The 26,772-nt window shown below is 58.8% G+C and carries 20 protein-coding genes and 1 tRNA gene; 9 read left to right on the plus strand and 12 right to left on the minus strand.

Features of this window, described 5'->3' with window-relative positions; all coding sequences use genetic code 11:
• Positions 1-181: 181 nt before the first annotated feature.
• Complete coding sequence (locus tag ACOQOQ_RS11520) at positions 182-1,501, minus strand: ATP-binding protein (protein WP_420567131.1); 1,320 nt, start codon at positions 1,499-1,501, stop codon at positions 182-184.
• A gap of 41 nt (positions 1,502-1,542) precedes the next feature.
• Between ACOQOQ_RS11520 and ACOQOQ_RS11525 the strand changes: the two genes are divergently transcribed.
• Both ACOQOQ_RS11525 and ACOQOQ_RS11530 read left to right on the plus strand, forming a co-directional pair.
• On the plus strand, positions 1,543-2,454 hold the full coding sequence (locus ACOQOQ_RS11525) for an MBL fold metallo-hydrolase (protein WP_420567132.1): 912 nt from the start codon (positions 1,543-1,545) through the stop codon (positions 2,452-2,454).
• 91 nt (positions 2,455-2,545) lie between these two features.
• A tRNA-Asn gene (locus tag ACOQOQ_RS11530) sits at positions 2,546-2,620 on the plus strand.
• A gap of 119 nt (positions 2,621-2,739) precedes the next feature.
• Here ACOQOQ_RS11530 and ACOQOQ_RS11535 read toward each other — a convergent pair.
• Positions 2,740-3,684, minus strand: coding sequence for a glycosyltransferase family 2 protein (locus ACOQOQ_RS11535; protein ID WP_420567133.1), 945 nt, complete (start codon positions 3,682-3,684; stop codon positions 2,740-2,742).
• Between the two features lie 241 nt (positions 3,685-3,925).
• Between ACOQOQ_RS11535 and ACOQOQ_RS11540 the strand changes: the two genes are divergently transcribed.
• Both ACOQOQ_RS11540 and ACOQOQ_RS11545 read left to right on the plus strand, forming a co-directional pair.
• The gene (locus ACOQOQ_RS11540; RefSeq protein ID WP_420567134.1) at positions 3,926-5,731 is read left to right on the plus strand and encodes a hypothetical protein; all 1,806 of its coding nucleotides are present in this window, start codon (positions 3,926-3,928) and stop codon (positions 5,729-5,731) included.
• A 39-nt stretch (positions 5,732-5,770) separates the two neighbouring features.
• Complete coding sequence (locus ACOQOQ_RS11545) at positions 5,771-6,727, plus strand: glycosyltransferase family 2 protein (protein ID WP_420567135.1); 957 nt, start codon at positions 5,771-5,773, stop codon at positions 6,725-6,727.
• On the opposite strand, the gene ACOQOQ_RS11550 is transcribed toward ACOQOQ_RS11545, so the two are convergent.
• The 4 genes from ACOQOQ_RS11550 to ACOQOQ_RS11565 form a co-directional block, all read right to left on the minus strand.
• Entirely contained in the window at positions 6,716-8,509 is a 1,794-nt protein-coding gene (locus tag ACOQOQ_RS11550; RefSeq protein ID WP_420567136.1) for a rhamnan synthesis F family protein, read from the minus strand. The two genes, ACOQOQ_RS11545 and ACOQOQ_RS11550, sit on opposite strands and share 12 nt — an antisense overlap.
• Positions 8,510-8,549: 40 nt before the next feature.
• Positions 8,550-10,379: an ABC transporter ATP-binding protein gene (locus ACOQOQ_RS11555; protein WP_420567137.1), complete on the minus strand. Its 1,830-nt coding sequence runs from the start codon at positions 10,377-10,379 to the stop codon at positions 8,550-8,552.
• 91 nt (positions 10,380-10,470) lie between these two features.
• On the minus strand, positions 10,471-11,688 hold the full coding sequence (locus ACOQOQ_RS11560; protein WP_420567138.1) for a glycosyltransferase family 2 protein: 1,218 nt from the start codon (positions 11,686-11,688) through the stop codon (positions 10,471-10,473).
• 116 nt (positions 11,689-11,804) lie between these two features.
• A complete protein-coding gene (locus ACOQOQ_RS11565) occupies positions 11,805-13,523 on the minus strand; it encodes a thiamine pyrophosphate-requiring protein (RefSeq protein ID WP_420567139.1) in 1,719 nt (572 codons plus the stop codon).
• Positions 13,524-13,659: 136 nt separating this feature from the next.
• Between ACOQOQ_RS11565 and ACOQOQ_RS11570 the strand changes: the two genes are divergently transcribed.
• On the plus strand, positions 13,660-14,415 hold the full coding sequence (locus ACOQOQ_RS11570; RefSeq protein WP_420567140.1) for an SDR family NAD(P)-dependent oxidoreductase: 756 nt from the start codon (positions 13,660-13,662) through the stop codon (positions 14,413-14,415).
• An 11-nt stretch (positions 14,416-14,426) separates the two neighbouring features.
• Here ACOQOQ_RS11570 and ACOQOQ_RS11575 read toward each other — a convergent pair whose 3' ends face one another.
• The 6 genes from ACOQOQ_RS11575 to ACOQOQ_RS11600 form a co-directional block, all read right to left on the minus strand.
• Positions 14,427-15,167 carry an ABC transporter ATP-binding protein gene (locus ACOQOQ_RS11575; RefSeq protein WP_420567141.1) on the minus strand — a complete coding sequence of 247 codons (741 nt, stop codon included), beginning with the start codon at positions 15,165-15,167 and terminating at the stop codon, positions 14,427-14,429.
• Positions 15,168-15,170: 3 nt separating this feature from the next.
• On the minus strand, positions 15,171-15,881 hold the full coding sequence (locus tag ACOQOQ_RS11580) for an ABC transporter ATP-binding protein (protein ID WP_420567142.1): 711 nt from the start codon (positions 15,879-15,881) through the stop codon (positions 15,171-15,173).
• Positions 15,878-16,873 carry a branched-chain amino acid ABC transporter permease gene (locus ACOQOQ_RS11585; protein ID WP_420567143.1) on the minus strand — a complete coding sequence of 332 codons (996 nt, stop codon included), beginning with the start codon at positions 16,871-16,873 and terminating at the stop codon, positions 15,878-15,880. The genes ACOQOQ_RS11580 and ACOQOQ_RS11585 overlap by 4 nt, the downstream gene beginning before the upstream one ends.
• Position 16,874: 1 nt before the next feature.
• Complete coding sequence (locus ACOQOQ_RS11590) at positions 16,875-17,831, minus strand: branched-chain amino acid ABC transporter permease (protein ID WP_420567144.1); 957 nt, start codon at positions 17,829-17,831, stop codon at positions 16,875-16,877.
• A 69-nt stretch (positions 17,832-17,900) separates the two neighbouring features.
• Positions 17,901-19,154 carry an ABC transporter substrate-binding protein gene (locus tag ACOQOQ_RS11595; protein WP_420567145.1) on the minus strand — a complete coding sequence of 418 codons (1,254 nt, stop codon included), beginning with the start codon at positions 19,152-19,154 and terminating at the stop codon, positions 17,901-17,903.
• A 66-nt stretch (positions 19,155-19,220) separates the two neighbouring features.
• Complete coding sequence (locus tag ACOQOQ_RS11600; protein WP_420567146.1) at positions 19,221-20,825, minus strand: GMC family oxidoreductase; 1,605 nt, start codon at positions 20,823-20,825, stop codon at positions 19,221-19,223.
• Between the two features lie 201 nt (positions 20,826-21,026).
• On the opposite strand from ACOQOQ_RS11600, the gene ACOQOQ_RS11605 reads away from it, so the two are divergent.
• From ACOQOQ_RS11605 to ACOQOQ_RS11620, 4 genes are all read left to right on the plus strand, one after another.
• A complete protein-coding gene (locus ACOQOQ_RS11605; protein WP_420567147.1) occupies positions 21,027-22,505 on the plus strand; it encodes an AfsR/SARP family transcriptional regulator in 1,479 nt (492 codons plus the stop codon).
• 89 nt (positions 22,506-22,594) lie between these two features.
• Positions 22,595-23,845: a cytochrome P450 gene (locus ACOQOQ_RS11610; RefSeq protein WP_420567148.1), complete on the plus strand. Its 1,251-nt coding sequence runs from the start codon at positions 22,595-22,597 to the stop codon at positions 23,843-23,845.
• Positions 23,842-24,909, plus strand: a complete 1,068-nt coding sequence (locus tag ACOQOQ_RS11615) for a PEP/pyruvate-binding domain-containing protein (RefSeq protein WP_420567149.1) — start codon at positions 23,842-23,844, stop codon at positions 24,907-24,909. Before ACOQOQ_RS11610 ends, ACOQOQ_RS11615 begins: the two co-directional genes overlap by 4 nt.
• 38 nt (positions 24,910-24,947) lie before the next feature.
• Positions 24,948-26,759 (plus strand): PEP-utilizing enzyme, encoded by a 1,812-nt coding sequence (locus ACOQOQ_RS11620; RefSeq protein ID WP_420567150.1) that lies wholly within the window; start codon positions 24,948-24,950, stop codon positions 26,757-26,759.
• The last annotated feature ends 13 nt before the right edge of the window (positions 26,760-26,772 follow it).

Consider the following 26,772-nt stretch of genomic DNA (forward strand, 5'->3'; position numbering starts at 1 on the left):
TTGAGGGATGAGTATGGATGAACTACACCACATTTTGTTCAGTGAGGGTTCAGAGGCCCAAAGCGAACAACCTAGGGAAGATCGAAGGTCGCCGGGGGCCGGACTGGGCTTGGCTGTCATACTGGCCGCGGTGTTCTGGGCCGGGGTGATCGCAGCTATTGTTCTGGTCTGATCACCCGGTTTAACGGGCGATCACGATGTCGGCCTTCAGGCCGCCAAGGGTCTCGCTGCTGCCCAGGCGCAGCACACCGCCATGAGCGCGGGCGATGTCGTTGGCGATGGCCAAACCCAGACCAACGCCGCCGCCTCGGTTCTGGTTGCGGGCGCTGTCCAGCCGGGTAAAGGCCTTTAGCGCGTGTTCGCGTTCTTCGGGGGGAATGCCGCGGCCGTTATCTTCGACCCGGATACGCAGGGATTTGTCGGTCAGCGTCACCGAAACCTCGACCCGCCCGCCATAACGCACACCGTTTTCCACCAGGTTCGACAGGGCCCGGCGCATGGCCGTAGGGTTCAACTGAACGGTGCCTTCGCCCGTTGCCTCAATCAAGGTCACGTCCTGGTTAGAGCGTTTGGCGTCCTCGACCACGCCGCGCACCAATTGCAACGGGTCCGTGGGTTCGGGATCGCCCTCGGCCGCCCCGCGCGAGAAAGCCAGAAATTCGTCCAGCATCCGCTGCATATCATCCACGTCATGCAGCAGATCCTGCGCGTCGTCCTCATCCAGCATGGACAGGCCCAACCGCAGCCGGGTCAAAGGGGTGCGCATGTCATGGCTGACACCCGACAGCATCTGCGTGCGCTGTTCGATCTGGCGCTCGATCCGGGCGCGCATGTCCAAAAAGGCATTACCGGCGGCCCGCACCTCGGTGGCGCCGGTGGGCCGATAGGGCAGGGTGCGGCCCTTGCCGAATGCCTCGGCCGCGCGGGCCAGACGGGTGATGGGGCGCAGTTGATTGCGTAGATAGATAAAGGCGATCAGCGTCATCAACCCGCCAAAAAACACCATGTGTACAAACAGCTGATGCGCATTCGAAGCCGACAGCCGCGCGCGGTCCAGTTGCAGCACGATCTGCCCTTGCGGCGTGTCCACGAACAAAAGCGCGTCGTAATCATCAGGCAAAGAGATGCCTGCCAGCTCTGGCAGGGATTCCCACAGGCTGGATTGCACATACAGCCCGGTGATGTCGTACCACCGCCGTAAGCCCATGGGGGCAGGGGGCGTGGTGCCGGGTGGGAAAACGGTGATCTCAAGCGGGTCGGACAAGGGGCGCAGATGGGCGGTGATCGCGGCGCCGGCCAGATCGGGTGGCAGCTCGCCCACAAGCATCTGCACCTCGCGGGCGACGGTTTGCGACATCTGCCGGGTTACGCCTTCAAAGTGGCGCTGCATGAACACGACCGACACCACCAGCTGCAGCGTGACAACCGGAAGGATCAGGATCAGTGCCGCACGGGAATACAGACCGCGGGGCAAATAGCGTTTGAGCCAGCGAAAGAACATGGGCTAAACCTAACCGGCGAGCGATGGGAGAGGAATAGACGATGTTGCCACCGGACGATTTCAATCCGCAGCCGGGTGTTGCCGAGGAGCTGGCGACGGGGCTGCGGCGGCTGCTGGCGCCCAATCCTTCGCCCATGACCTATCGCGGCACGAACACCTATCTGCTGGGCGAGCGTGACATCGCGGTGATCGACCCCGGCCCCGATGACCCGGTGCATCTGCAGGCGATTCTGGATGCTTTGCACCCTGGTCAGAGAATCTCGCACATCATTGTCACCCATGCGCATCTGGACCACTCGCCGCTGTCGCGGGCGCTGTCAGCGCGCACCGGTGCGCCCATCTATGCCTATGGCGATTTCCGTGCCGGCCGTTCGGCGGTGATGGAAGACCTGGCCGCCAAGGGGCTGGCAGGCGGCGGCGAGGGAGTAGACGCACAGTTCACCCCGGACAAGAACGTCGCAGACGGGCAGGTCATCCAGGGCGATGGCTGGCAATTGCGCGCCCTGTGGACACCGGGCCATTTTGGCAACCACCTGTCTTTTGAATGGGAAGACGCGGTGTTCACGGGTGATCTTGTGATGGGCTGGGCAAGCTCGCTTGTTTCGCCCCCTGATGGGGACCTGACGGACTTCATGCGTTCGTGCGAACGGCTGGAGGGGCACCGCGCCACGGTCTATCACGCCGGTCACGGCGCACCGGTTGCGAATCCGGCCGAACGGCTTGAGTGGCTGCTGTCACACAGGCGAGGCCGCGAGACCTCGATCCTCGAGGCACTAGAGACCGCCCCTGGCACTGCCCGCTCACTGGCTGAACGTATCTACACCGAAACACCCCCCGCACTGATGGGCGCCGCGGCCCGGAACGTGTTTGCCCATCTTGTTGATCTGGTGGGGAAAAACCTGGTCAAACCGGAAAATGAGCTGTCCGAGACCACAAGCTTCACGCTGAAATGACTTCGCGGCCCGGCCGGATGAATTTTTTCAGAAAAATGACACAAAAGGCACTGGACGCCGGAAAAACTCAAAGCTATACACCGCCCCATGTTCCGGCGTAGCTCAGCGGTAGAGCAGTTGACTGTTAATCAATTGGTCGTAGGTTCGATCCCTACCGCCGGAGCCAAAGATTTCAAGGACTTAGCGTTCATCCGCTAAGTCCTTTTTCTTTTCGAGCACAGAATAAGCACCGAAAGTACCGTCGATGAAAAGCCGCACCTTGACGTCGGTTAATCAGTCTTTTGCTTACAGCCGCACCCTCAGCCTGGCCAAAATGCGCTGCAAGATACGTGTGTCGCTGAGGAAACCAACCCAGCCGCGCGGACCAAGCCGCCAAAGCTGTTTTGCCACTGGGGCAAACGGCGCGGCGTTCTTGTGATAGCGCTTGGCCAGCCAGACATTCAGCGCATTCGACGCCGCGGCGCGCTTCAGAACTGCTTTGGGCATCCCGTCTGCGTGCCGCAAGACTGGCAGGGCAAGCTGCTGGGCAAAAGCCTTGGCATCGCGCGAGCCGGTGATGGTTTGGCTACCTTGATGCAGGCGAAAGCCAACGGCTGCGACGGGCGACCAGGCCACGAGACCGTTTGCCGCTAGACGCAGCCACAGATCCCAATCGGCGGTGTACCAAAGTGTCTCGTCCAGCCCGTTGGCGCCTTGCACATCGCGCGTCTTGAACATGGCGGCCGGCAGCGCAATGGTGTTTTGCACAATCAGCCGCGGAATGGATTGCTCTGGATTTAGCAGGTTTTCGCGGCGCCCGAACGGCGGGCCAATACTGCCAACTTTCTGTCCTGCCGCGTCGATGTAATGCGCGCCATGCACCCAAAGCACCGCTTGGGGTGCCTTTTCGTACATGCGTTTAAGCAGCGCCAAACGGCCGGCCAGCCAGATGTCGTCCTGATGGAGCATTGTCGCAAACGGCGCCCGCGCGGCTGCAAAACCAAAATTGGTATTTTGCATCCAGTTTTGATGCTGAGGCTTTTGGAAAACCCGCAAGGACAATCGTTCGCGAAAACTGTCTATGATTTGCAGGCTGTCATCGGTCGAGCCCTGATCCACAACAATCACTTCGATGTCCCCGGGGTTCCGAGCCAGAGACGTCAGGCTTGCCTCAAGCGTCCTGGCGCCATTGAAGACCGGCATGACCACACTGAGCCATGGCTGGCTGTCACTGGGTGTGGGCCGGGTCATGGCAGAGGGCTCTTGAGGGCGAAATGGTTCATGCTGGGCAGAGTGGCGGAATTGAATGCAGCTGTGAAGCAGCTATTCCGCCCACTGTCGGGATTACATGCAGATTGCGGATCCTTGGGGGACGGCCTGCGGTAAATGCAATGCGCCCTTGGCAAAAGCGGGGGTGGGCTGCTAGCGTTCGGGGCAGGGTATTGTTGAACGGCCTGTCGGAGCGGACAGGTACAGAGGTAGAGTTCAGATTATGCAGGACGACGTGGATCGCAACATCGCCCGCGGCCCTGCCTCCGCGACAACCGATCCGGCGACGCGCACCGTGCGTCTTTCATTGTTGTTCTGGACTACCTACCTGATCCTTCTGCTTGGTTTGGCCTTCTCCGGAGCATTATTCGCGGTTCATCCGGGCTTGGATGCACAGGAGAACGGGTGGCAAATCACCTTTCATTTGCTTGCCACACAAGATGCGCAATGGCTGGTCGTTGCCGTGCTGGCCTATCCGGTTGCCTGGTATCTGTCGCATAAGATCAAGGCGCCTTGGCTGGATGCGGAAAGAGCGCGGATGGTCGTGTTGCTGACGTTTGTTGTCTTTGCCATCACCGCCTTGGGGACGCCGTTGATCTACCATGATTTCGCGCTTTCGATGGACGAATTCATGATGCAGTGGCATTCGCAGCTGCTGCGCTATGGCTATCTGCTTGCGCCCGTGCCCGAGGAATGGCTTGACCTGTCCTATGCGCTGCGGCCAGGCTTTTTGTTGGTGGACTTCCTGTATCAGACATGGGTCCCCGGGTATCGCCCCGGCACGGCGTTCTTGCATGCAGGTTTCAGCCTGATAGGTCTTGGGGCGATGATGATGCCGCTGTTTTGCGCGGCCTCGGTTCTGGTTCTTTGGCGTCTTGCGTGTCGGGTCCTGCCGCAGAAAGAAGGTGCCGTTCTTTGTGCAGTGCTGCTTTTTGCCAGTTCGTCCCAATTCCTGATCACGGGGATGACGCCCTACACCATGACGGCGCATCTGCTGGCCACGCTGGTGTGGATATGGCTGTTCATGATGGACCGGCCAGCATCGCATACGGCTGCGATTGTTCTGGGGTGTTATGCGCTTGGTCTGCATCACGTGCATGTTCACAGTTTCATGGCGCTTCCTTTTCTTGTCCATCTGGCCTTTGGGCAGCGGCGCTGGGGCCTTGCGGCTGTGTATGGGCTGGCCTATTGCGCCGCCGGTTTGGGATGGATTTTCTGGATTGACGTTGCTGTTTGGGCGCAGGGGCTTGAGCCGGTGGCGCAAGACGCACTGCCTCCTTCGGTGGACGGAGACCTGGGCTTTGTCGCCATGGCCGTAACTCAGGCCGTCGGGGATCAACGCTCTGCCGATATTGTCTATTGGGCGACCAACGCAACCCGCTTGATTGCTTGGCAGAACCTTGCGGTTTTGCCACTGGTAGGGCTGGCGTTATGGCACCTGCGGAGGGCGCCTTTGATGCTGCGTTTGCTGGCCTGGTCTTTGGTCACCTCTCTGGTGCCTTATATTTTGTTGATGCCCTCACAGGGTCACGGTTGGGGCTATCGCTATTTGCACCAATGCATGGGCCACATTGCGTTGCTGGCAGGATACGGCTGGGCCGTAGCCGGGTCCGCGGGGCTTGCCCGACTGCATAGCTTTGCGGTGATGCTGGCAGTGGTTTCGATCACTGTTGCCTTGCCAATGCGAGCGGTGCAGACCGAGGCCGCCGTGCGTCCCTTTGCCAAGGCGATGGATCATCTGCACGGACTTGATACCGATATCGCGTTTATCCTGGCCGAACCGATCTGGTACGGGAACGATCTGGTGCGCAACGACCCGCTTTTGGGTACTGCACCGATTATCCTGGCGCTGGAGCATGTGCCCGAGACGGCGCTTTCCCGGCTGTGCGCCCAGTATCGCGTCATGGTCGTCAGCGAGGAAACTTTGTTGGCCTCGGGGATGCAAAGACGGCCCGATGCCAAGGGGCGCCTGGCCCGATTGCGGACCGAAAGCCAGGAAAAACTGGCTCGTGCGGGGTGCCCGGGGTGAGAACGCGCAGGCTGCAACTCGAAGCGAACTGGGGTGATCATGGGCGCGTATGATACGGATATCCTGTTGGCGACTTACAACGGTGCCCAATATCTGCCCCAACTGCTGGCCTCGCTTGACCGGCAAACGGATCAGAATTGGCGGCTGCTGGCGCGCGATGATGGATCAAGCGACGAAACGGTGGCCATGCTGCGTGCTTGGGGCAGGGATAAGGGCGCGCGGTTCGTGCTGTTGGAGGACGAACAAAAGGGCCTGGGGGCTACGGGCAATTTCAACGCTCTGATGCAGTCCTGTGACGCGGATTATTTTCTGCTTTGCGACCAGGATGATGTTTGGCTGGAAGACAAGGTCGCCCGGCTGGGCGCTGAAATTCGTGAACAGGAATCCAAGGAAGGCGCCAGAACTCCTTTGATAGTGCACACGGACCTGATTGTCGTTGATCATGCATTGAACACGATCGCCAAAAGCTTTTGGGACTATCAGAAAATCCGAATGCTGCCCGAGAAAGACCCATGGAAGCTGATGACTTTGCAAAACACGGTGACAGGCTGCGCTATGATCGGAAATGCGGCCCTGCTGAAAGCTGCCCTGCCGATACCTGAGCAGGCGATTGCACATGATTGGTGGCTTGCAATGATCTGTGCGTTGCAGGGGCGAATTACACGATTGGATGGCCCGTCGATCTTTTATCGGCAGCACGTTGGCAATGTTTTTGGCGCCCAAAAGCATTCAGCCTTTGCAAAGTTGAAAATCGCGGCATCTGCACCGCATCGTGCGTTAGAAATTCCAAATAAAATTCTTGAAGAAACACGAAAGCAAGCCGACGAGGTAGCCATTCATTTGGGTGACAATCTGAGGGTCGATGAACGGGAATTTTTGCTGGCTTATTCCAAACTAGCCGACAAAGGAGCGATGGCACGAAAGCTATTTGGATGGAAAAATGGCCTGTATTTCCAAGGTGGTACCCGCAACCTTGCCCTGTATTTAGCGATATGATGTGTCGGCATTGATCCGTTCCGCGTGCTCTTGGATCAATTGGATGTCGAAAGTGGATGCTTCGCCAATTACGTCGGCCCATCCCCGCGGGCCCTCTTTTGTGGCAAGGCCGTCGCGGACCAGATCAACCTTCAGGTAGGGGCAACCCATATCGCGTATCAGAACGTCCCAGAAGTACCGGGTCGGGTTAACGAAACTAGTACCGCTTTGGGTTTGAACCTCTGCGAAACGTTTTGGCGCACGATCCGAAATCTTGTCATAAGAACACAACGCGCCCATCCGAAACCCTGCTTTCAGCAGTTTTTTCGACAAACCAATTTCACCCTTGTAGATCACCCGGAACTTTTGCTTGTACAGCGGTAAGTCACGCCAGAATTTTTGAAATATGGGGCTGCTTAGGACGCGCTTGCCATAACAAACGAAGAAACTTTGAACATGCAAAGACACCTCGGATGTGTCCACGATTCCCCAAAAATCATGATCACGCTGGCTCATCTTCGAAAAGACTTGATCAAGTGGTTCAAGGGGGCCGTAAACGCTATCGTTACAGAGCAGCAGACAATCCAGTTCGGCAATATTTTCGATCTGATGGATGCCGGTTTTCCAGGCGCCAAAATCGTAGCCAATGTTTGTGCGTAGTATGATACGCCAAGTATACGGTCTGATCTTCTCGATCTCTTCCGGGGTGACTCCTGGGGCGTTGCTGACAAAAATGACCTGAAAGCCCGCGTCGCAGATCGCTTTGACATGGTGGATCACATGCGGATCGATTTTTCCGTCCTTATCGAAATGCACAAACACACAGGCTTTGCTAAGTGGGGCAGAGCTCTGGGCACCATCCTCTATGCTTTCAATGAAAAGCCCACGCCGGCGAAATAACGAGGCAGGCAGATCTGCGATAGCCAAGGCACGGAAATACAGCCAAAGTTTGGCTTTTCGCACGAGTCTGAAAGAATTTGCATGTACAAAGCGCAGTGGGGCAGTGATCCGCCAGCTGCGACTGGCCAAATTCGAGGCCAATTTTGCGGATGTTTGGTTCAATTCGCTTGAGAGGTTGGAGTTAGACACCTGTAGTTCAACTAGGTTCCCCAGCCTCTCGAATTGCCGCCTGACTTGTGCAGCTTCTTGGGAATCCGTCGAAAGGGCAAAAAGCTGCTCCAATTTTTCCGGGAATGCCCTGCCGACACCCAGCACGCCCAGCCCATGAGAATGGAAAAACTCGAATGACGGGTATTCAGCGCTCAGCTCTTCCCAAAGCTTCCAAACACCGAAATCATCGCGGCGCACTTGCGTGTCGTGAAACAGAACTACGCCGCCCTCTCGAACCGTTTCGCGCCAGGTTTCAAAGTCGTGTTTGACCGCTTCATAGGTGTGCAGCCCGTCGATATGAAGGATGTCGACGTCGCCCGCAGAAAAAGAGTCTCTGGCCTCGTTGAATGTCATTTTGTGCAACGTGCCGACGCCGGGGAATTTCGACGCCGTGATTTGTGCCACCTCCCTATAAACTTCGTCGCTGTAAAAACCTGCCTGCGGATCGCCGGCCCAGGTGTCAACCGCGTGTACCTGCCCATCCAGACCCAGGTCACGCATGGCCTGACAGAAGGCAAAGAAGGAATATCCATTGTGGGTGCCAAGCTCGACTATGTTAAGCGGGCGCAAAGCCTCGACCAGCCACAACGCAAAAGGGGCATGTCCCAACCAAGCGGATTCACACAGCGTTTCGATCTGGGTAAAGGTAAAGTCTGTGACGAACGGTGCATAAGCGGAGCTCTCGGTCTGCATTGTCTCTTGTTGTCCTTTTTTGTTCAGCAAGGGCCTCTGGTCAGGCGCGAAGCGATTTCTGCCCCTCAACAAGCGCTCGGAAATGCGTACTGGTCTCGATCAGTGTATCCCAAGGCCCTTCGGCCACCAGCCTGCCATTATCAAGTACGATAATCTTGTCGCAGGACCGAACGGTGGAAAGCCGGTGCGCTATCAACACAACGGTTTTGGCGCCGGGTAGGGCATTGATTGCCGACATGACTTCTTGCTCGGTAACGGTGTCCAAGGCGCTGGTTGCTTCGTCGAAAACCAGAAGGTCTGAATCGTGATAGATCGCGCGCGCAATCCCGATACGCTGCCGTTGTCCCCCGGACAGTCTGACGCCTCTTTCCCCCACCTTCGAGTCATATCCATTCGGCAAGTCGTTTTCGATCAACTGGTCAAGTTGGGCAATTTGACAGGCGTTTTTTACGCGTGCCATGTCGATTTCCTCGGGCAGGCAACCCAAGGCTACGTTTTCAGCGATGCTGGCATCGGTCAGGAAAATGTCCTGCGGTACGTAGCCCAATGATTTCTGCCAGCGCGTGACCGAGTTTGCATCGATTGGCGTGTCGTCTACAATCAATCGACCAGAGGTAGGCAGAATTAGCCCCAAGAGAACGTCGGCAAGCGTGGACTTGCCAGCGCCAGTGGTGCCAACAACGCCAATGCGTTCCCCTGCGCCAATGCGTAGTGACAGGTCAAACAGCCCTGCCTGCTCGGCGTTGGGATAGTGGAACGTGACCGCGTCAAACTCCAACGTCTCGTTCAGGGGGATCCGGGCGCCACTAACCTTGCGGAGCACGGCCCCGTCCTGCGTTTCGAATAGGTCTCGGTAAACGACATCCACGGCAATCAAGCCGGACTGGATTTGGGTCAACCCTGCGTAGATGCGCTGCCATTCAGGCAGCAATCTTTGACCAGCAAAGGCGATAAGGCCAATGGTGGGCAGCAGGTTGCCCAGCGCATCTGCAGTGCTGCCCTGTTCCGAGCCCAAAAGAAAAAGGGCCAGCGTGACGACACCTCCAAACGCCAGCGCCTGAAGGACATAGTTGGGAATCTCCATCGTAACGTTCGTTACCGTTTGAGCATGCGCCAGGTCATTTGAGGGTATTTCGAAACGGTCGATATAGCTTTCTTCGCGCGTGAGCACTTTGATGGCTTTGATGCCGCCGATGGCCTCGATGCAAATCCGGTTTCGTGCCTTGCTGGCAGAATACCCAGAATGCGAAAGGCGCGCGATCTTGCGTCGTGTCAGCGCAAAGGTCAGCCCGTAAATTCCCCCCAGAGCTGCCGTACAGACCAGCGTGACCACAGGCGAGACCCATAACAACAGGAAGATAATCGCAAGCGATGTGCAAATTGCCGCGACTACCTCGGCGGCTGGTTTCAGAAATTGATCGACCACCTGGTTGCTTTGAACCAGAATATGCGTGCCCAGATCACCGGTATGACGATCCACAAAGAACAAATACGGCTGCCGCAAATAATTTGAGAAAAGCCGCGTGCTGATGTTCTTGTTCTGTTGAGCGGAAAACGAGGCGATCATGAAAGCCCGCACGATCTGGGCCGCGGTTGCCATCAGGATCAGCACCAGAGACCCCACACCCAGCCAAAGGGCGAATTGCTTGCCCGATGTGAAGCCGCCTTGCTCGTACAGCCACGTCAGGGCGGGCGCACGCGTAATTATGCTTTCGTCCGCCAGCACGCTTAGAAACGGCAAGATCGAGCCGACCATCACTGCCGTGAAAAGCCCGGTCGCAAGGATCACGGCCAGAACGCGCAGGGCGCGCCGTCTGGCCGGTGGCTCAAGAATGGCCCAGGCTTTTTGCAACATTTGCAACGGGATCATGCGCCCCCCCAAATGGCAGAACTGCTTCTCTGCACGGATTTGACCAAACTACCGATTGGTGGGTGTACCGCAGGATATCGACGCTTATCGCTCAATCTTGATCCGCCCCGAATATGCGCCCGTGGGTCGAGCTGATGCCAGCGATCACCGAATAAAGAAAGCCTGTGAAAAAAATCTGCATACCTACCACGGTCAGGGTTCCGGCTGCGCTTAAACTGCGGACTTTGTCAAGCGAGGCAAAGTCCGACGAAATCCATCCGGCCGTCACATTCAGGGCCCAGATCGCTCCGGTCAGGATGCAGGTGGCGCCCGTAAGCAGCCAGTATTCAAGCCGTGATCTGCGCAAAAGTGCCACCAGTCGCCCGCTGTTGGGGCGGAACCTTTGCTGCACGCTGTAAACCGTTGCGGTGATGCCGATGGTGGCCGTCTGAACCGCGATGATCACCAGCGCGCTGGCCACGATGGCCCAGTGATCGCCGAAACGAAGCGGTCCAAACTGAACGATTTTCGCATCGCTATTTCCCAGCAGGATGATGAATAGCGCAAGGCCAATGACGAAAAACACGACCGCAGGCCACAAGAACAAGTGCCTGGGACTTAGAAGTAGCATGTATCCCAAGTGGCGAAACCCGTCGCGCCAGGGATTCAGATGCGGCGCTCGTTCACGCTTGTCGGGCCAGAGCGTGATCGGCACCTCGGCGATCTGTTTGCCATGCAACACCGCCTTGAGCACCATTTCCGAGGCGAACTCCATCCCCTGCGAGGTCAGCGATAGTGACTGGTACGCCTCTTTTCGGATGGCGCGCATCCCGCAATGCGCATCACTGATGTCAGTCTTGAAAAGAAAGCGCAGGATACCCGAAAGCGCCGGGTTGCCGATGTATCTGTTTTTCCAGGGCATTGCGCCTGGCTTGATCTCGCCGGCAAAGCGCGAACCCATGCACAGGTCGGCCCCATCCATAAGCCGTTCCACCATCGGCACTGCCTCTAGAAAATCATAGGAACAATCGCTGTCCCCCATCACCAGATAACTTGCTTGCTCTGCAGCCTCGAACCCACCGAGCAGCGCCGCACCGTACCCACGTTCGTGAATATCAACGACCCTTGCGCCCGCCGCTGTGGCCAGCTCTTGACTGCCATCAGTGCTGCCATTGTCAGCAACGATCACCTCACCAGTCAGGCCATGACGGTCACGAAGGGTCTGGATTGCTTTGCTTGCCTGGCGCACGCAGGCTTCGATCGTCCGGGCCTCGTTCAGGCAAGGCAGGACAAAGGCAACACTGTGCGTTTTGTTAGGATTAGCTGCCATAAGAAGATAAATGCCTGATCATCGCGTATACAATGGCCACAGCATGGCCCAGTATTTGGGCATTTTGGGGTTCGAACAGGGCAAAAAAGCGTTCTGTTGCGCCAGAGACACGCCCGTCAGGCCCGCGCGATGGCGATGTTCAGCAGGACCTGACGTCGTTCGGTCGTGGCGACTTCGATCGCGCGTTTCAGTGCTGCGGGTAGGTCAGCGCCATCGGTAATGGTCTGCGTATGTGCGCGGCTGGCGGCTGCGGTTTGCGTGAAATCGGGGCTGGGGCGCAACGAGGTCATGGGCGTTTCGTTCTCCATCCGGGCGTTGCCGCTGGGATACAGACCCTCGACCGAGGCACGCACCGCGCCCCATTCCTCGTTGTTCAGAACAAGGACGATAACGGGCAGCTCGTGCGCTTCGGCGATGAAATGACAGGCGGTGGGGTTCGCAAACATATAGCTGCCGTCCCCCATCGTCGCGAAAACCAGTCTGTCCGGGTCCGCCAGCTGAGCGCCAAGCGCGGCGGGGAACCCCCAGCCAAGACCGCCTGAATGGGGCTCTTGGAAATAGCTGTTATGCGCGTCCAGATCCAGAGGTTGCAGCGGGCAGCCAAGCTCGTGAAAGACTGTGGCTTTGCGCCCCTTGATAGCCCGGCCGAGGCAAAGCGAGACCCAATCCTTGGTCATTGGCGAGGCATTTCCAGTTTCGGCGACGCGTGAGGTTTTCTCTTTAACCTTCTGTGAATAAAAGGTTATCTTGTTGTGGCGTTGATCGATTTCCTCGCTGTCCCCAGCGATCTGCGTCACCTTTTCAATCAAGGCCAAAAGCGTCTGATCGGTAGCGCCGGCCAAGGTGATATCGGCGGGAAAATTGCGAATGGGCGTGCGCGAGAACAGTGGATCAGGGCCCAGCTGGATCACGGTTGCATCCGCGTTGGGGCCGGTTTTATCAGGGAACCACGGGGCCAGGGAATTGATCACCAGCACGACGTCGGCTTGCGAAAGCCAGGGCTCGGGGTCGGCGCCGACTTGCATCGGGTGCGCGATCGGAATGGCCAATTGGTTGGACCAGTAATGCGCGAGCGGAATGGCGCGATCCTGCACGAATTCAGACAGGGCGGCAAACGCCTGTTCGCTGCCCGCGCCGCGCTGCGCGATGATCAGCGGAGCCTTTGCATTCGCCAGCGCCTGGGCTGCACGTTCCAGCGACGAAGGATCAGCTGCAGTGATCACTGGCGCCATGGTCGAGGGTTGGCTCATGCCCGTCTCGGGGCCCGGCTCGCACAGGACCTCGCGCGGAAGGCTAAGGTACACGGGTCCTTGTGGGGTCGAGTTTGCAATGGCCCAGGCGCGATCCAGCACCTCGGCGATCTGTTCGGGAAAGCGCAACTCGTAATCCCACTTGGTGGTTTCTCGCACCAATGCGGTCTGATCGAACATCTCTTGCCCCCAACCGATGGGCACGGTGCGCGCACCGAAACGCCCGCTTTCCAGGGTCGGTGTGCGACCCGACATGAGGATCATCGGGATCTGGTCACACCAGGCGTTAATCGCGCCGGTGACGCCGTTTGACAGACCCACATTCGTGTGCAGCATCACAGCCTGCGCTTTGCCTGCGATCTGATAAAACCCGTGCGCCATAGACACAGCCGCATGCTCGTGTGGGGCAAGGATCGGCTGGGGCAAGGCGTGGCCGGCGGCCTTGGCGGCGGCGTAGCCCTCGATGATCGGGGGGAAATCCGTGCCTGAATTGGTGAACACATAGTCCACGCCCAGCGCTTTCAACTTACCGAACATCGCGGCGCCCGCGGCCAGGGGCTGGCCCTGTTTTTCCGTGTCTGTCATCAGCGCTGTCTCCCTTTCTCCTGCTTGTGATGATAGGCGCGTTTGGGGTCGGATTGGCAAGGAATTTCTTAAATAAATCATAGGCCCTAGCGGGTTTATCCTTTAGTCTGACACCCAAAGCGAGGGGGAGAAAACGATGGATTTCGGAATGAAAGGTAAGGTCTGTCTGATCACTGGCGGGGCGGGCAGTATTGGCCTGGCTTCGGCGCGTCAGATGCTGGATCTGGGCGCAAAGGTGATGCTGGTGGACCGCGACGCAGACGCGCTGCAGACCGCTGCCGATCAACTTGGTTCAATTCAGACCTGTGTTGCGGATGTTTCGGATGAAAGGGACGTGGCGCAGTACATCGCGCGGACGATCGAGCTGTTTGGGCAGATTGATGTCCTGTTCAGCAATGCAGGCAATTTTGGCACCGTCGCCCCGATCGAGGATTATCCCACCGAAGTCTTCGATCAGGTTCTGGCCGTTCATGTGCGCGGGGCCTTTCTGGCCGCCAAACATGCGGTGCCGCATATGGGGCAGGGTGGCAGCATCATCATCACCTCCAGCGTGGCGGGGTTGCGGGGGGATCCGGGCGTGTATGGCTATATCACCGCAAAACATGCGCTGACCGGGCTGATGCGGGTGCTGGCCAAGGATCTGGCGCCGCGCGGCATTCGCGTGAACACGATCAACCCCGGCCCTGTATCCAACGGATTTCAGCAGCGGGTCGAGGATGACTTGGGTGAAATCATCGGTCGTGATGGCACAGAATTCTTTGACGAGATTATCCCGATGGGGCGTCACGCCACCCCAGAAGAGGTGGCGCGCTCGGTTCTCTATCTGGCTTCGGATCAAAGCAGCTTTACCACCGGCACGATCCTGTCTGTCGATGGTGGTATGAGCGGCTAGCCCGGCGGCCCCTAGTGGGCCGCCAAACCGGCGCCTTCCTCGACCGCGTCGATACCGAAATAGGCCTGGTCCAGAAGTTCGGGATCCTTGATCAGGTTCTCGGCCCGGCCACTGTAGCGCACCTGCCCACCGCGCAGCACCAGCGCCTCTTCTGAAACGCTCAGCGCAAGGTCGGTAAATTGCTCGATCAGCAAAATGCCGACACCGCGCGTTTTCAGATCCGTGACAAAGCTCATCAGGCGTTTGACCACCAAAGGTGCCAGTCCCAAGGACATCTCGTCGACCAGCAAAAAGCGTGGGCGGCTCATCATTGCGTGTCCCAGTGCCAGCATTTGCTGCTGCCCGCCCGACATGGACCCTGCGATCTGCTTTTTGCGTTCGGCCAGTTCGGGGAAAAAGCTGTAGGTCTCGGCCAGCGTTTCCTCCAACCCGTCCGGCAACAGTGACCCGGCCGCGCGCAGGTTGTCATCTACGCTTAGCTTGGTCAGAACCCGGTGGCCTTCGGGAACGGCAGCGATTCCGGCCGCGCGGATCACGTCAGGGCCTTTGCCCGTCAGATCCGCGCCATCCAGTGTCATCTGCCCACCCGAGACTGCCATCATCCCGGCCATGGCCAGAACCAGTTCGGATTTACCCGCGCCATTCGCACCCAAGACCGCGGTTACGCTGCCGGGGGCCAGATGCAGGTCGATCTGGTCCACCAAGGTGCGCCCATCCTGCACGACGCTGAGTTTTTTCAGTTCCAATGCCATGGATTATACCTCTTCCGTGCCAAGATAGGCCGCTTTGACCTTGGGATCGGCCAGCACGTCCGCCGTGGGGCCAAAGGCGATTTTCTTGCCGAAATCCAACACCAGAGTGTCCGTGCATATACGCGAGATCAGCTCGACATCGTGGTCGATCACCAGAACCTGCGCGCCGGTTTCCTTGGGCACGGCCATGATCAGATCGCCCAGCCGGTGCGTTTCCTCGATCGAGAGGCCGCCAGCGGGTTCATCGAACATCACCAGTTTGGGGTTTCCGACAAGGCATTTGGCCATGTCAGTCAGGCGGCGTTCAAACCCGTCCAAAGTACGGCCCATGCGATCGGCCTTGTCGGCCATGCCGACCAGCTCCAGCATGCGCTGTACCTCGTCGCGTTTGGGCCCCGAGGCCCCGGCATGGTCGATCTGCACCAGAACATTATCAAAAACGCTCAGATCATTGGCGATCTCTTCCTTTTGGAACGAACGCCGCAACCCCCAGTGCGCGCGCCGATACGGGGCAAGGGACAGAAGGCTGGTGCCATCCATGTCGATCCGGCCCCCGTGCACATGCACAAAGCCCGAGATCACATTCATCAGTGTGGTTTTACCCGCGCCGTTGGGGCCAATGATGCCATTCACCGGCGCCGTGAACTGGGCCGAAACCTGATCCAGCGCGACAACACCGCCGAAATGCACACTTACGCTATCGAGTTTGATCATTGCTCGGCCTCCTTCTTGGGGCTCAGACGGGCTTGCACCGCGTCGATCAACTGACCGGCCAACCCATTGGGCGCTGTGATGATCGCGTGCAGCAAACCTGCGCCGAAGATGACAAAGCTTAGGTCCGCATCCACGCCCCAGTTGTTCAGCAGGGCAGGCAGGATGCGGAACAGTGTGGCCGCGATCAGTGCGCCCAGCCAGTACCGCGCGCCGCCAACGATCGCCAAGGCGAAGACCATGACGCTTTCGCTGGCCTTGAAGGTTGCGTCATCCAGAAGACCCAGTGATCCCGCCAGCAAGCCGCCAGCCACACCGGCCAGAAGACCGGCAATGCCAAAGGCCCAGGTTTTATACAGGGTGACATTGACGCCTGCGGACATGGCGGCGGCCTCGGACCGGCGGATCAGCGCCCAGGCCCGTCCGGGGGCAAGGCGGCGATGCGCCTCGATGAACAAAAAGCCCAGCAGGACGACCACCACGGTATAGCGGAAATATGCCTCGGGGGATTGGGCCAGCCACGGGCGCCGGAACGCATCGGCCGAGCCGGTTTTCACACCCCAGAAGCCTTCGCCCCCATTCGGGAACTGATAGGTGGCAAACAGGATCTCTAGCCCTCCGGCGGCCATAAGGGTGACCAGCGCCAGGTACAGCCCGCGCATCCGCAGGGCGGGCAGGGCCAGCAACCAGCCAAAGGCCATAGTCACAAGCCCGGACAGGATCAGGTTCACCTCGAATGGCAGGCCGTAGGCGTGGTTCAGGCGCAGCATAACCCAGCCGCCGACCCCCATCAGACCGACCTGGGTCAGGCTGACCATGCCAAGGCGCGCATACATGAAGGCCACGCCGCCAATCGCAAGCATGAAACAGCCGGTCGAGATGAACACGCTGAGCCACAGGTTTCCGGCCACAAGCGGTAGAATGACGATGGCGAAAGCGGCGAAGATCAGGCCGCTCCAGCCTGAAGGCGTGATTTGGAACAAACGCTTGTCCATGTCAGTCCCTCCCGCCGAATGTCAGGCGCGATCCGCGCTGCGACCACAGCAGCACCAGCGCCGCGATGACAAACGGTGCAATGGGGCGCACGCCTTTGAGGGTCGAGGACAGCGTCAGCATATTCTCGATCACGCCCATCGACAGGCCGCCCACCAGCACCAGGGCCAGATTGTCCAACCGTCCGCAGATTGCGGCGGCGATGGAGGGGATGACCATGAAGGTGATAACCGTCGGCTCTAACCGGATCAGGTCGGCAAACATCAACCCGGTAAAACCCGCCAGCACACCCGAGATACCCCAGGCGATGGTCTCGACCTTCAGGATCGGGATGCCGATAAGGGCCGAAAGATCGCGGTCATTGGCCAGACTGCGCATTTGCAGGCCCACCTTGGTGCGGCTGAGAAAGAAGTAAATGCCGATCACGATCAGAATTGACGCGGCAAAGACGATCAGACGGGTCGCGGTCACACGCAGGCCCAGGAAACGGATGCCGATCTTGTCGGTCGGCAAAGAGATCGAGCGCGGATCGTCGATCCACAGAAAACTGACAAGGCCAAGGATGATCAGGGCAAAACCCAGCGTCGCCACGGCTTTGACCACAGGTTCGCGCCAGGCCAGATGCGGCGCGATCATGCGGCCGTAAAACAGGGTGATCGCCAGCGCCATCAGGATGCAGGCGCTCCAGGCGACGGGGCCCCAGACGCCCCATTCAACCAGCTGCCATGCTGTCATGGCGCCAGCCGCTCCTGCGGCCCCGCCCGAGAAATTCAAAACGCCCGTGGCCCGGAACAGCACGACCATGCCGATCCCGCCCAGCGCATAAAGCGAGCCAGTCGCAAGGCCAGAGGCCAGGAACAAGCCCTGTATTTTCATGGGTTTACCCCAGCCGAGCCATGTCAGGATGACGGCCATCAGCACCAGGTAAAGCCCCCAGTTGAGGAGAGTGGTTTTTTTCATTGGGTCCCGCCCGAAAGTTGGGTGCAGCAAGGCGCTTGGCCCTGCTACACCTGATAGGCTTAGCTAGGCTCAGCGCAGGCCAAGCTCTTTTTCCAGGGCGATGTGAGGCTCGAAATAGGCGCTGTCATATTCATAACAATCGCGCACGATTTCATAGCCACCCTTGACGATCTTCACCATATAACCCGCGTGGTTGGGCATATGGAAATCGGCGTCACCCACATAATAGGGGCCACACATCAGGTCAGATTCCAGACCTTTGATGGCACGGATCGCATCGCCAACCTTGTCGCGGTCATCAACGTCGGCGGGGTCCATGGCCAGCATGGTTTCGGTGAAGAATTTGGCCGACAGATAACCTGCCTGTGCAAAGGTATCGCGCGGATCCTCGGGGTTGGCATAGCTGTCCATCACCTTGATCCAGTTCTGTGCGTCCGGGCCGTTGACCTGGAACGGCGCCAGTTCGGCATTCACATAGATGTGGCCGTGCCAGTAGTCACCCACCTGATCAGGAACCGACAGGTCATATAGCGGGGTCGGGGCGATCCAGTTGAACGCATCGCGCAGGTCCTGTTCTTCAGCCGCTTTCAGAATGGCAAGGGCCAGACCGGCAGGCTGGTTGATCAGGATGGTGTCCGCACCCGAAGACACGGCCTCGAGCAGAGCCGAGTTCACGTCCGGAGCACCGGGGTTCAGCAGCGCCATGCTGCCGTCGCCGCCGTTGTCCTTCATATAGTTGATCGACGCCTCACAGGACCAGATGCCGTTGTTGGGTATGTTCAGGCCGATGCACGCGATATTGGTCGCGCCCAGTTCCTCGCGGGCATATTGCACCGCGCCAAGGTTCGACGGCAGCGGGCCTTGGTTGGTCGACACGATGTTCGAGCTTTCGAAACATTCCGAAATCGCACAGGCCGAGGCCATGACCATGATGTCAGCGTCTTTATAGGTACCTGCGTTCACGGCCATCTCGATGAACGAGCCGTTGCCGACCAGCGCCACCGAATTGGTGTCATTCACCAGTTTTGCCGCGGCCTGAGCGGCCAGTTCGGGGTTCCACTGGTCGTTTTCAACGCGATAATCCACGGGGCGGCCATGGATGCCGCCATTGGCGTTCACACATTTGAAATAGGCCGCCGCGGCATCGGTCGCGGCCGAGAAATCGCCGGGCGCAGCATTGCCGTGAATGCCGCCGACGATGATCGGATCGCCGCTGGCTGCCTGGCCGGTATTAGCGCCGCACATCGGAGCCGCCATGGCAGGGGCCGCAAAGCCCATTCCCATCACGCTGGCCAGTGCCAGAAGTTTACGTTGTTTCGTCATGTTTTCCTCCCTGGAATGACAAATCGATTATTTCGGACCCTTCCGGGCCTCTGGTGGGTAGATGGGTCAGGCGGCGTTCCGCCTGTCCTCGGTGATCATGTCAGCGGCTTTTTCGGCAATCATGATGGCCGGTGCGTTGGTGTTCCCGCTGACAATCTTGGGCATGATCGAGGCATCCACGACCCGCAGCCCACGCAGTCCGTACACCCGCAGGCGCGGATCGGTTACGGACATGGGGGTAGTGCCCATCGCGCAGGTTCCAACCGGGTGGTACACAGTGCGGGCATGTTCGCGGATGAATGCCTTGATCTGGTCATCAGTCTGAGCGTCGTCGCCGGGGATAATCTCGGACAGGCGATGCTTGGCAAAGGGGGGCTGGCGCAGAATATCGCGGGCCATGCGCACGGCCCTGGTCATACGGATTGTGTCGGCCTCGTTGGACAACAGGCCAAGGTCTATATCCGGCGCGCCGTTAGGGGCGTTGCGGGTCACGCTGCCCGTGCTTTCTGGGCGCAGAAGACAAGTGTGCAACGACACTCCGTGCCCGTATTCGAACATCCGGCCTCGATGGCTTTTGCGGCCGGGGATGAAATGCAGCTGGATGTCCGGACGATCCTCGGCGGGTGAGGTGCGAAGAAAGCCCCCGGCCTCGACCATGTTCGAGCTGAGCATCCCGCGCCGTGCCCCGATCCAGCGCAGTCCTTCTAGCGCCAATTTGGGCGCAGCCTGCAAGGACAGTCCGTATGGCGCCGCGCTTTGCGATTTGCAGATCACCATCACGTCAACGTGGTCCTGCAGGTTTTTCCCCACACCGGGAAGGTGCTGCACGACGTCCTTATCCAGCGCCTGCAGGGCAGCACCGTCACCGATGCCCGAACGCAGCAGGATATCAGGCGAGCCGATGGCCCCGGCGCAAAGGATCACCTCGTGGCGCGCCTCAACGAACTGAGGCCCCTGCGCCGTCGCCAATTGTACCCCGGCTGCGCGGTCGTCCCGGACAATCACCTGATGCACCTCGGCGCCGGTGATCACATGCAGATTGGCGCGCGCGCGTACAGGCGCGAGGAATGCCGCTCCGGTCGAGTGCCGCCGTCCGTCTTTTTGCGTGACTTGATAGATGCCCACACCCTCGGGGTCGGGCGCGTTGAAATCGTCACAGGCGCGGTGCTGAAGCTGTGTCGCCGCGTCAACAAAGACGTGATCCATCGCATTGGCATCGTTCAAGTTTTGAACGCTCAGCGGGCCGTCGCGACCGTGGAATTCGCTGGATTTGGACGGATCGGCATTTGCTTCGGATTTCTTGAAATAGGGCAGGACGGACGCGTAATCCCAACCCGTGCAGCCCGCCGAAGCCCAATCGTCATAGTCCTGACGATGACCGCGGATGTAGATCATGCCGTTGATCGCGGACGAACCGCCCAGCACTTTACCCCGAGGGATCGAGACTTCGCGGCCATCCAGCCCCTTTTGGGGGGTCGATCTGAACAGCCAGTTGTGCCGGCGGTCCTTGGACAGCCAGATCAGCCCAAGCGGGATCTTGATGAAGGGGCTGCGATCCTCGGGGCCGGCCTCGATCAGGCAAACACGCACCGTTGGATCGGCGCTCAGCCGGTTCGCCAGAACCGAACCGGACGAACCTGCGCCCACGATCACATAGTCGAATTCAGCCATGGTGGCGGCGCCCTTTGGTCTGTAAAGACAGCTGCGCAACCCGACTGAATCGGTGTACCCGTAGGTAATTCATGTAAAATCTTCCTCCCAGTGGTCAGGCTCTTGAGGCCAAAACCTGCGAATCACGTTATTGCTCTTGCTTTGGTTTTTCTTTGGCTTTTTGCTAAAGGAACTTCTTAACCCGCCAGGTAAGGTGCGCAAATGGAACCAATATCAGAGATGACCAAGCCGCGTCGCGATGTCAGCAATCCTTCTCAAGAGGTTGCAAACGCTGCAATTTTTGCTGAATCCGGGGACGCGAACTTTGTTCTGAAGGCATTGGGTAATGTCTCGGGGCATGAAAATATGCTGATCATTTCCGAGAATCCGTCCTTCTTGCGTGCGGGCCACGCGATGATGCGCCTGAGCGCGACCGAGATCGGCCTGGATCGCGAACAGATCGTGGCGGCCGACGTGGTGCAGGCGCTACAACAATGGCTAAGCACCGAGCTTAGCAAGGGGTGTTTCATCATCGACATGAGCTGGGTGTCAAAGCAGATGCAGGGCGCCTTGCGGGTCGAATCCTGGGGCGAGATTTCCAGCCAGATTCACAAGCGCTATGGGTTGCCGGTGATCTCGGTCTATAACCGAGAGCTGATTGTCGAGGACCTGCTGCAAGCCTCGTTCAGGGCGCATCAGCAAATCCTTGTGCCCTCGGGGGTCTATGAAAATCCGTTCTGGATTCCGATGGAGTTGGCCAACAAACCCGCAGGCGAACAGATGTCTTTTGTGCTGGGACGGATTGTGCCCGACTATGCCGGGACCAACTTTTTCGAGCGCGACCTTCGCTTCGCCGCCCATGGGGCCGATCCTGATTGGCTGGTGCGCTCGTCCAAGCCGATGGCGCCCAGTGACAGGGCTGAACGATGGCAGATCTATTGCCTGGGCCAATTGAGGGTCTATCGCAATGGGTCCGAGCGGATCGATTGGAACATAAAGGGGGGCGCACCCAAGAAAACGCGCACCCTGTTTGCCTATCTGCTGACCCATGGGGAACGGGGCGCCCATGTTGACCGCATTGCCGAGCTTTTATGGGCCGAAGACGGCACCGAAAAAAGCAAGCGCGCGCGGTTGCACCACACGGTGGCCATGCTTCGCAGAACACTGGGGCGCAAGGATGCCGTGATCCGCTCGGGGGATTTCTACCGGCTGAACCCGCCCGAAGGCAGCTGGGTCGACATCACCAGTTTCGAGCAACTGTGCCGCCGTGGCGTGTCCCTGTTCAAGCGCGGTCAAAGCGAAGAGGCGCAGCTGATCTACTCGACCGCGGAAAAGCTTTATACCGGTGATTTGTTTGAAGACATCCCGCTGGACTATATCGATAACGAGCAAGAGGACTGGTGCATGGCCCGCCGAATTTGGCTGCGCGAGGTGGCCTTGAAGCTGCAGCGCGATTTCTCGGCGCTGTTGCGGGAAAAGGGGCGTTTGCGCGCCGCACTGGAACATTGTCAGAAAGGTTTGGCGCTGGATCCCAGCAGTGATGACGTGAATATCGAGACGTTGAAGGTTTTCCATGCTCAGGGCCGAATGGATGCGGTCGCGCGTCAGTACCGCCAGTACAAAAAAGCCATGATGGCGATTGGCTCCACCCCGGAAGGGTCAGAGGTTCAGCGAACTTATCGAGCATTAACAACACGTTAGAATTTTTGTGTAAAAACCAAAGAAAAACCAAAGCGCTTTACTTAGGGTGATTCTCAGTCGGCCGAACTTGGCCATTGGGAGGAAATCTTATGAACGCCATTGATGACATCCGCGGGTCGGATGCATACGATCCGTTTGACCTTAACGTACCGCAACCCCAGTGGGAGGAATTCCGCAAGGAGAAGCCAATCTTCTTCCACGAACCCTCGGGATACTGGGTGGTTTCGCGCTATGAAGACATCAAGGAAATCTTTGACGACTGGAAAACTTTCAGCTCGGAAAACGCGCAAAAACCGATGCGCCCGATGTCCGAAGAGGGCCGGAAAATCCTGAAAGAGGGCGGTTTTACTGCCTACTCGGGGCTGACCGCACGCGTTCCCCCGGATCACACCCGCATCCGCAAGATCGCGCAGGGCTGCTTTGGTCCGCGCCGTTTCAAGTCCATCGCGCCACAGATCGAGGAAATCGTCTCGCGCCATTTGGATATGCTGGAAGAGGCCGGCAAAGCTGGCAAGCCCGTGAACTTCTGGGAGATCGTGGCCTTTCCTGTGCCTGCCCATGTGCTGTTCACGCTAATGGGCATCCCTGAAAAGGACGTGCCAAAGATCAAGCAATACGGCATGAGCCGGGGCAAGATGACCTGGTCGGACCTGACGGACGAGGAAATGATCCCCGTCGCCCACGACATGGTCGCCTATTGGAAATACATCCATGACCTGCTGGATATGCGTCGCGAAAACCCGGGCGATGACTTCCCCTCGGATCTGCTGCGATTGCAGGCCGAAGGCGCCGACATCACCGACGAAGAAATCGCGGGCGTTCTGTATTCCACGCTGTTCGCCGGGCACGAGACGACCTCGACCTTCATGGGCAACTATGTAATGGCGATGATGGATCACCCCGAGGCCTGGCAGGCGATCAAGGAAGACCATTCCCTGATCCCCAACGCGGTCGAGGAAATGCTGCGCTTCACCCCGTCCGTCGTTGGGTGGCGCCGCAAGGCGCGCACGGCCAAGACCATTGGCGGGGTCGAACTGCCCGAGGGCGCCGAAATCCTCATGCTGACAGGCTCGGCGAACCGGGACGAAGCTCAGTACCCCAACGGTGAGCAGCTGGATATCACCCGCAAGAATGCCCGCACGCATTTGTCCTTTGGCTATGGCATACACTACTGCCTGGGGTTCCAGCTGGCTAAAATGGAGGCGCAAGAGCTGCTGAAGCAGCTGGCAGATCGCTTCCCCACCCTGCGCCTGGCCCCCGATTTCCAGGCCGAATACCACCGAAACATCACCTTCCGTGTGCCCACAGCGGTCATGGTAGAATGGGATAACATGGCATGACCCAGACCGGACTTTATACACTCGATTTTTCGGAAATTGGCAGCGCTGATCACGCACGAGTGGGGGGCAAGTGTTCCTCGTTGGGCGAGATGACCCAAGCCGGTGTGGCCGTGCCTCCGGGCTTTGCGGTGACCACCGATGCCTATGCTGCGATGCTGGATTCGCATGGGCTGAGGGCCGAGATTGAGCGCCATCTGGAAGGCGTCAATCCCGATGACCTCAACGAGGTGGACCGCGCGGCGCAGGCCATTCGCATTCGCATCCGCTCGCATCACCTGCCCGAAGAGGTCGAGACCGCCATCCGCGAGGCTTATGCCGCGATGGGTGACGACATCCCCGTCGCTGTGCGCTCGTCTGCCACCGCCGAGGACCTGCCGGACGCCAGCTTTGCCGGCCAGCAGGACACCTATCTGTGGGTGCGTGGCGCTGATGATGTGGTTTCGCATGTGCGTGATTGCTGGGCGTCCCTGTACACCACCCGTGCGGTGGCTTACCGCGAGAAAAACAACATCCCCCATATCGACGTTCTGATGAGTGTGGGCGTGCAGAAAATGGTGAACGCCAAATGTGCTGGCGTCGCGATGACGCTGGACCCCGGCACCGGGGACCGGACGCGTATCGTGATCGACTCCAGCTGGGGCCTGGGCGAAATGGTCGTCTCGGGCGTGGTAACGCCGGATAACTTCGTGGTTGAAAAGGTGTTGGAGGAGATCCTGGATCGTACCATTTCGGACAAACATGCCGAAATGGTCGGGGATGCCGAGCTGGGCGAGGCGATCGAACGCCCCGTTGACGAGGCGCGCCGCAAAGTCACCAGTCTGACCGATGCCGAGGTGATGGCGGTTGCCCGCCTGGCCAAGCGATTGGAAAAGCAGAACAAATGTCCTCAGGATGTGGAATGGGCCATCGATGCCGATCTGCCCGAAGGGGAAAACCTGCTGGCGCTGCAAAGTCGCCCCGAAACCATCTGGTCACAGAAAAAACCGGCCGCAAAACAGGCCACTTATATGACCGGGATGATGGGCATCGTGAATACGCTGACCAATCCGGTCGGCTCGAAATAATCAAGAAACAATAAACCATTCTCTGGGAGGAAATTCGAATGGACGCACAGAAAAGCTTGTTCCCAAGCGCCTTTGACGTTGCAACGCCGGCAGGGGGCGAGGGCTGGAAAGAGCTCTACCCCTATTACACTCACTTCCTGCCCTCGCGCCGCGAGCAGGACGATGCAACGTTCTGGTTCTGCAACTCGCAGCACTGGCCGACGCCTTTCCGTCCGTTTGACACGATCATGCTGGACTTCGCGATCAAAGGTCTGGGGCAGTACAACACGCGTCACCTGCTGGTGCCGCCCGCGAACGGCGTGGATTACCGGATTCTGAACGGATACGTCTATTTCTCGCCCGTGGCCGTCGCGCCTGAGCAGATCGAGGCTCGTGTGCCGCAATTCATGGAACGTGCTGGTCACTATTTCATGAACTGGAACGACCTTTACGCCAACTGGAAAGAAAAGGTTCTGGCGAAGATCGACGAGCTGGAAGCAATCAACTTCACTGCGCTGCCTGATGTCGAGGATATTTCGGTCGTCACCGAAGGTGTCGGTCTGGACAGCACCAACCAGCTGTTCGACCAGTACGACAAGGCGATCGAGCTTTGCTACAAGATCTGGCAGCACCATTTTGAATTCCTGAACCTGGGCTATGCGGCCTATCTGGATTTCTTTGGCTTCATGAAAGAGCAGTTCCCCACCATCCCCGATCAGGCGATTGCCAAGATGGTTCAGGGTGTGGATAGCGAACTGTTCCGTCCTGATGACGAGATCAAGAAGCTGGCCAAGCTGGCAGTGGAACTGGGTTGCGCGGATGCTCTGAAGTCCGGCACCGTCGACGAGGCGCTGGCTGCCGTGGCCAATGCTCCGGGCGGTGACAAATGGCTGGCCCAGTGGGAAGGTGCCAAAGATCCGTGGTTCAACTTCACCAGTGGCAACGGGTTCTACTCGACCGACAAGTATTGGATCGACCATCTGGACATCCCGATGGGCTATCTGCGCGATTACATCGAGCGCGTGGAAGACGGTGATGAGATCATGCGTCCGACCGAGGCTCTGCTGAAGGAACGCGATCGGATTACTGCGGAATATCGCGAAATGATGGACGAAGAGGCTCAGGCCGTGTTCGACGGAAAGCTGGGCCTGGCCCGCACCGTGTTCCCCTATGTGGAAGATCACAACTTCTATATCGAGCACTGGGCGATCGGCGTGTTCTGGCGCAAGATGCGCGAGCTGTCCAAGCTGCTGTCCGAGCAGGGCTTCTGGGAGAACGAGGACGATATGTTCTTCCTGAACCGCAACGAAGTGCGTGACGTGCTGTGGGACTACTCGGCCGGTTGGGCCATTGGCGTTCCCTATCGTGGTACCGATGTGTGGCCCGCGGAAATCGCGCGACGTCGCGAGATCCACACCGCTTTGTCCAAGGAACGGCCGCTGCCCGCACTGAACAACCCGCCCGAGGTCATCACCGAGCCTTTCACTATCATGCTGTGGGGTATCACCTCGGATGCGATCGAACGTTGGACTGCAACGGACGAGGACTCGGATGTCATGAAGGGCATGGCCGCTGCACCGGGTCTGGTCGAAGGCGTCGCCCGCGTACTGTCCAGCCCCGACGAGCTGAGCCAGTTGAAGAAGGGCGAGATCCTGGTGACCCCAGTGACCGCACCGTCCTGGGCGCCTGTCTTCGGCAAGATCAGCGCGGCTGTGACAGACATCGGCGGCATGATGAGCCACGCCGCCATCGTCTGCCGCGAATACGGCCTGCCGGCGGTGACAGGGACGGGCACGGCCTCTTCCAAGATCACCACGGGCATGCGCCTGCGTGTGAATGGCAATGACGGCACGGTCGAAATCCTCGACTGATCCGTTCGCCCGG

The sequence above is a fragment of the Thalassovita sp. genome, from assembly GCF_965218685.1.
Classification (GTDB): domain Bacteria; phylum Pseudomonadota; class Alphaproteobacteria; order Rhodobacterales; family Rhodobacteraceae; genus Thalassobius.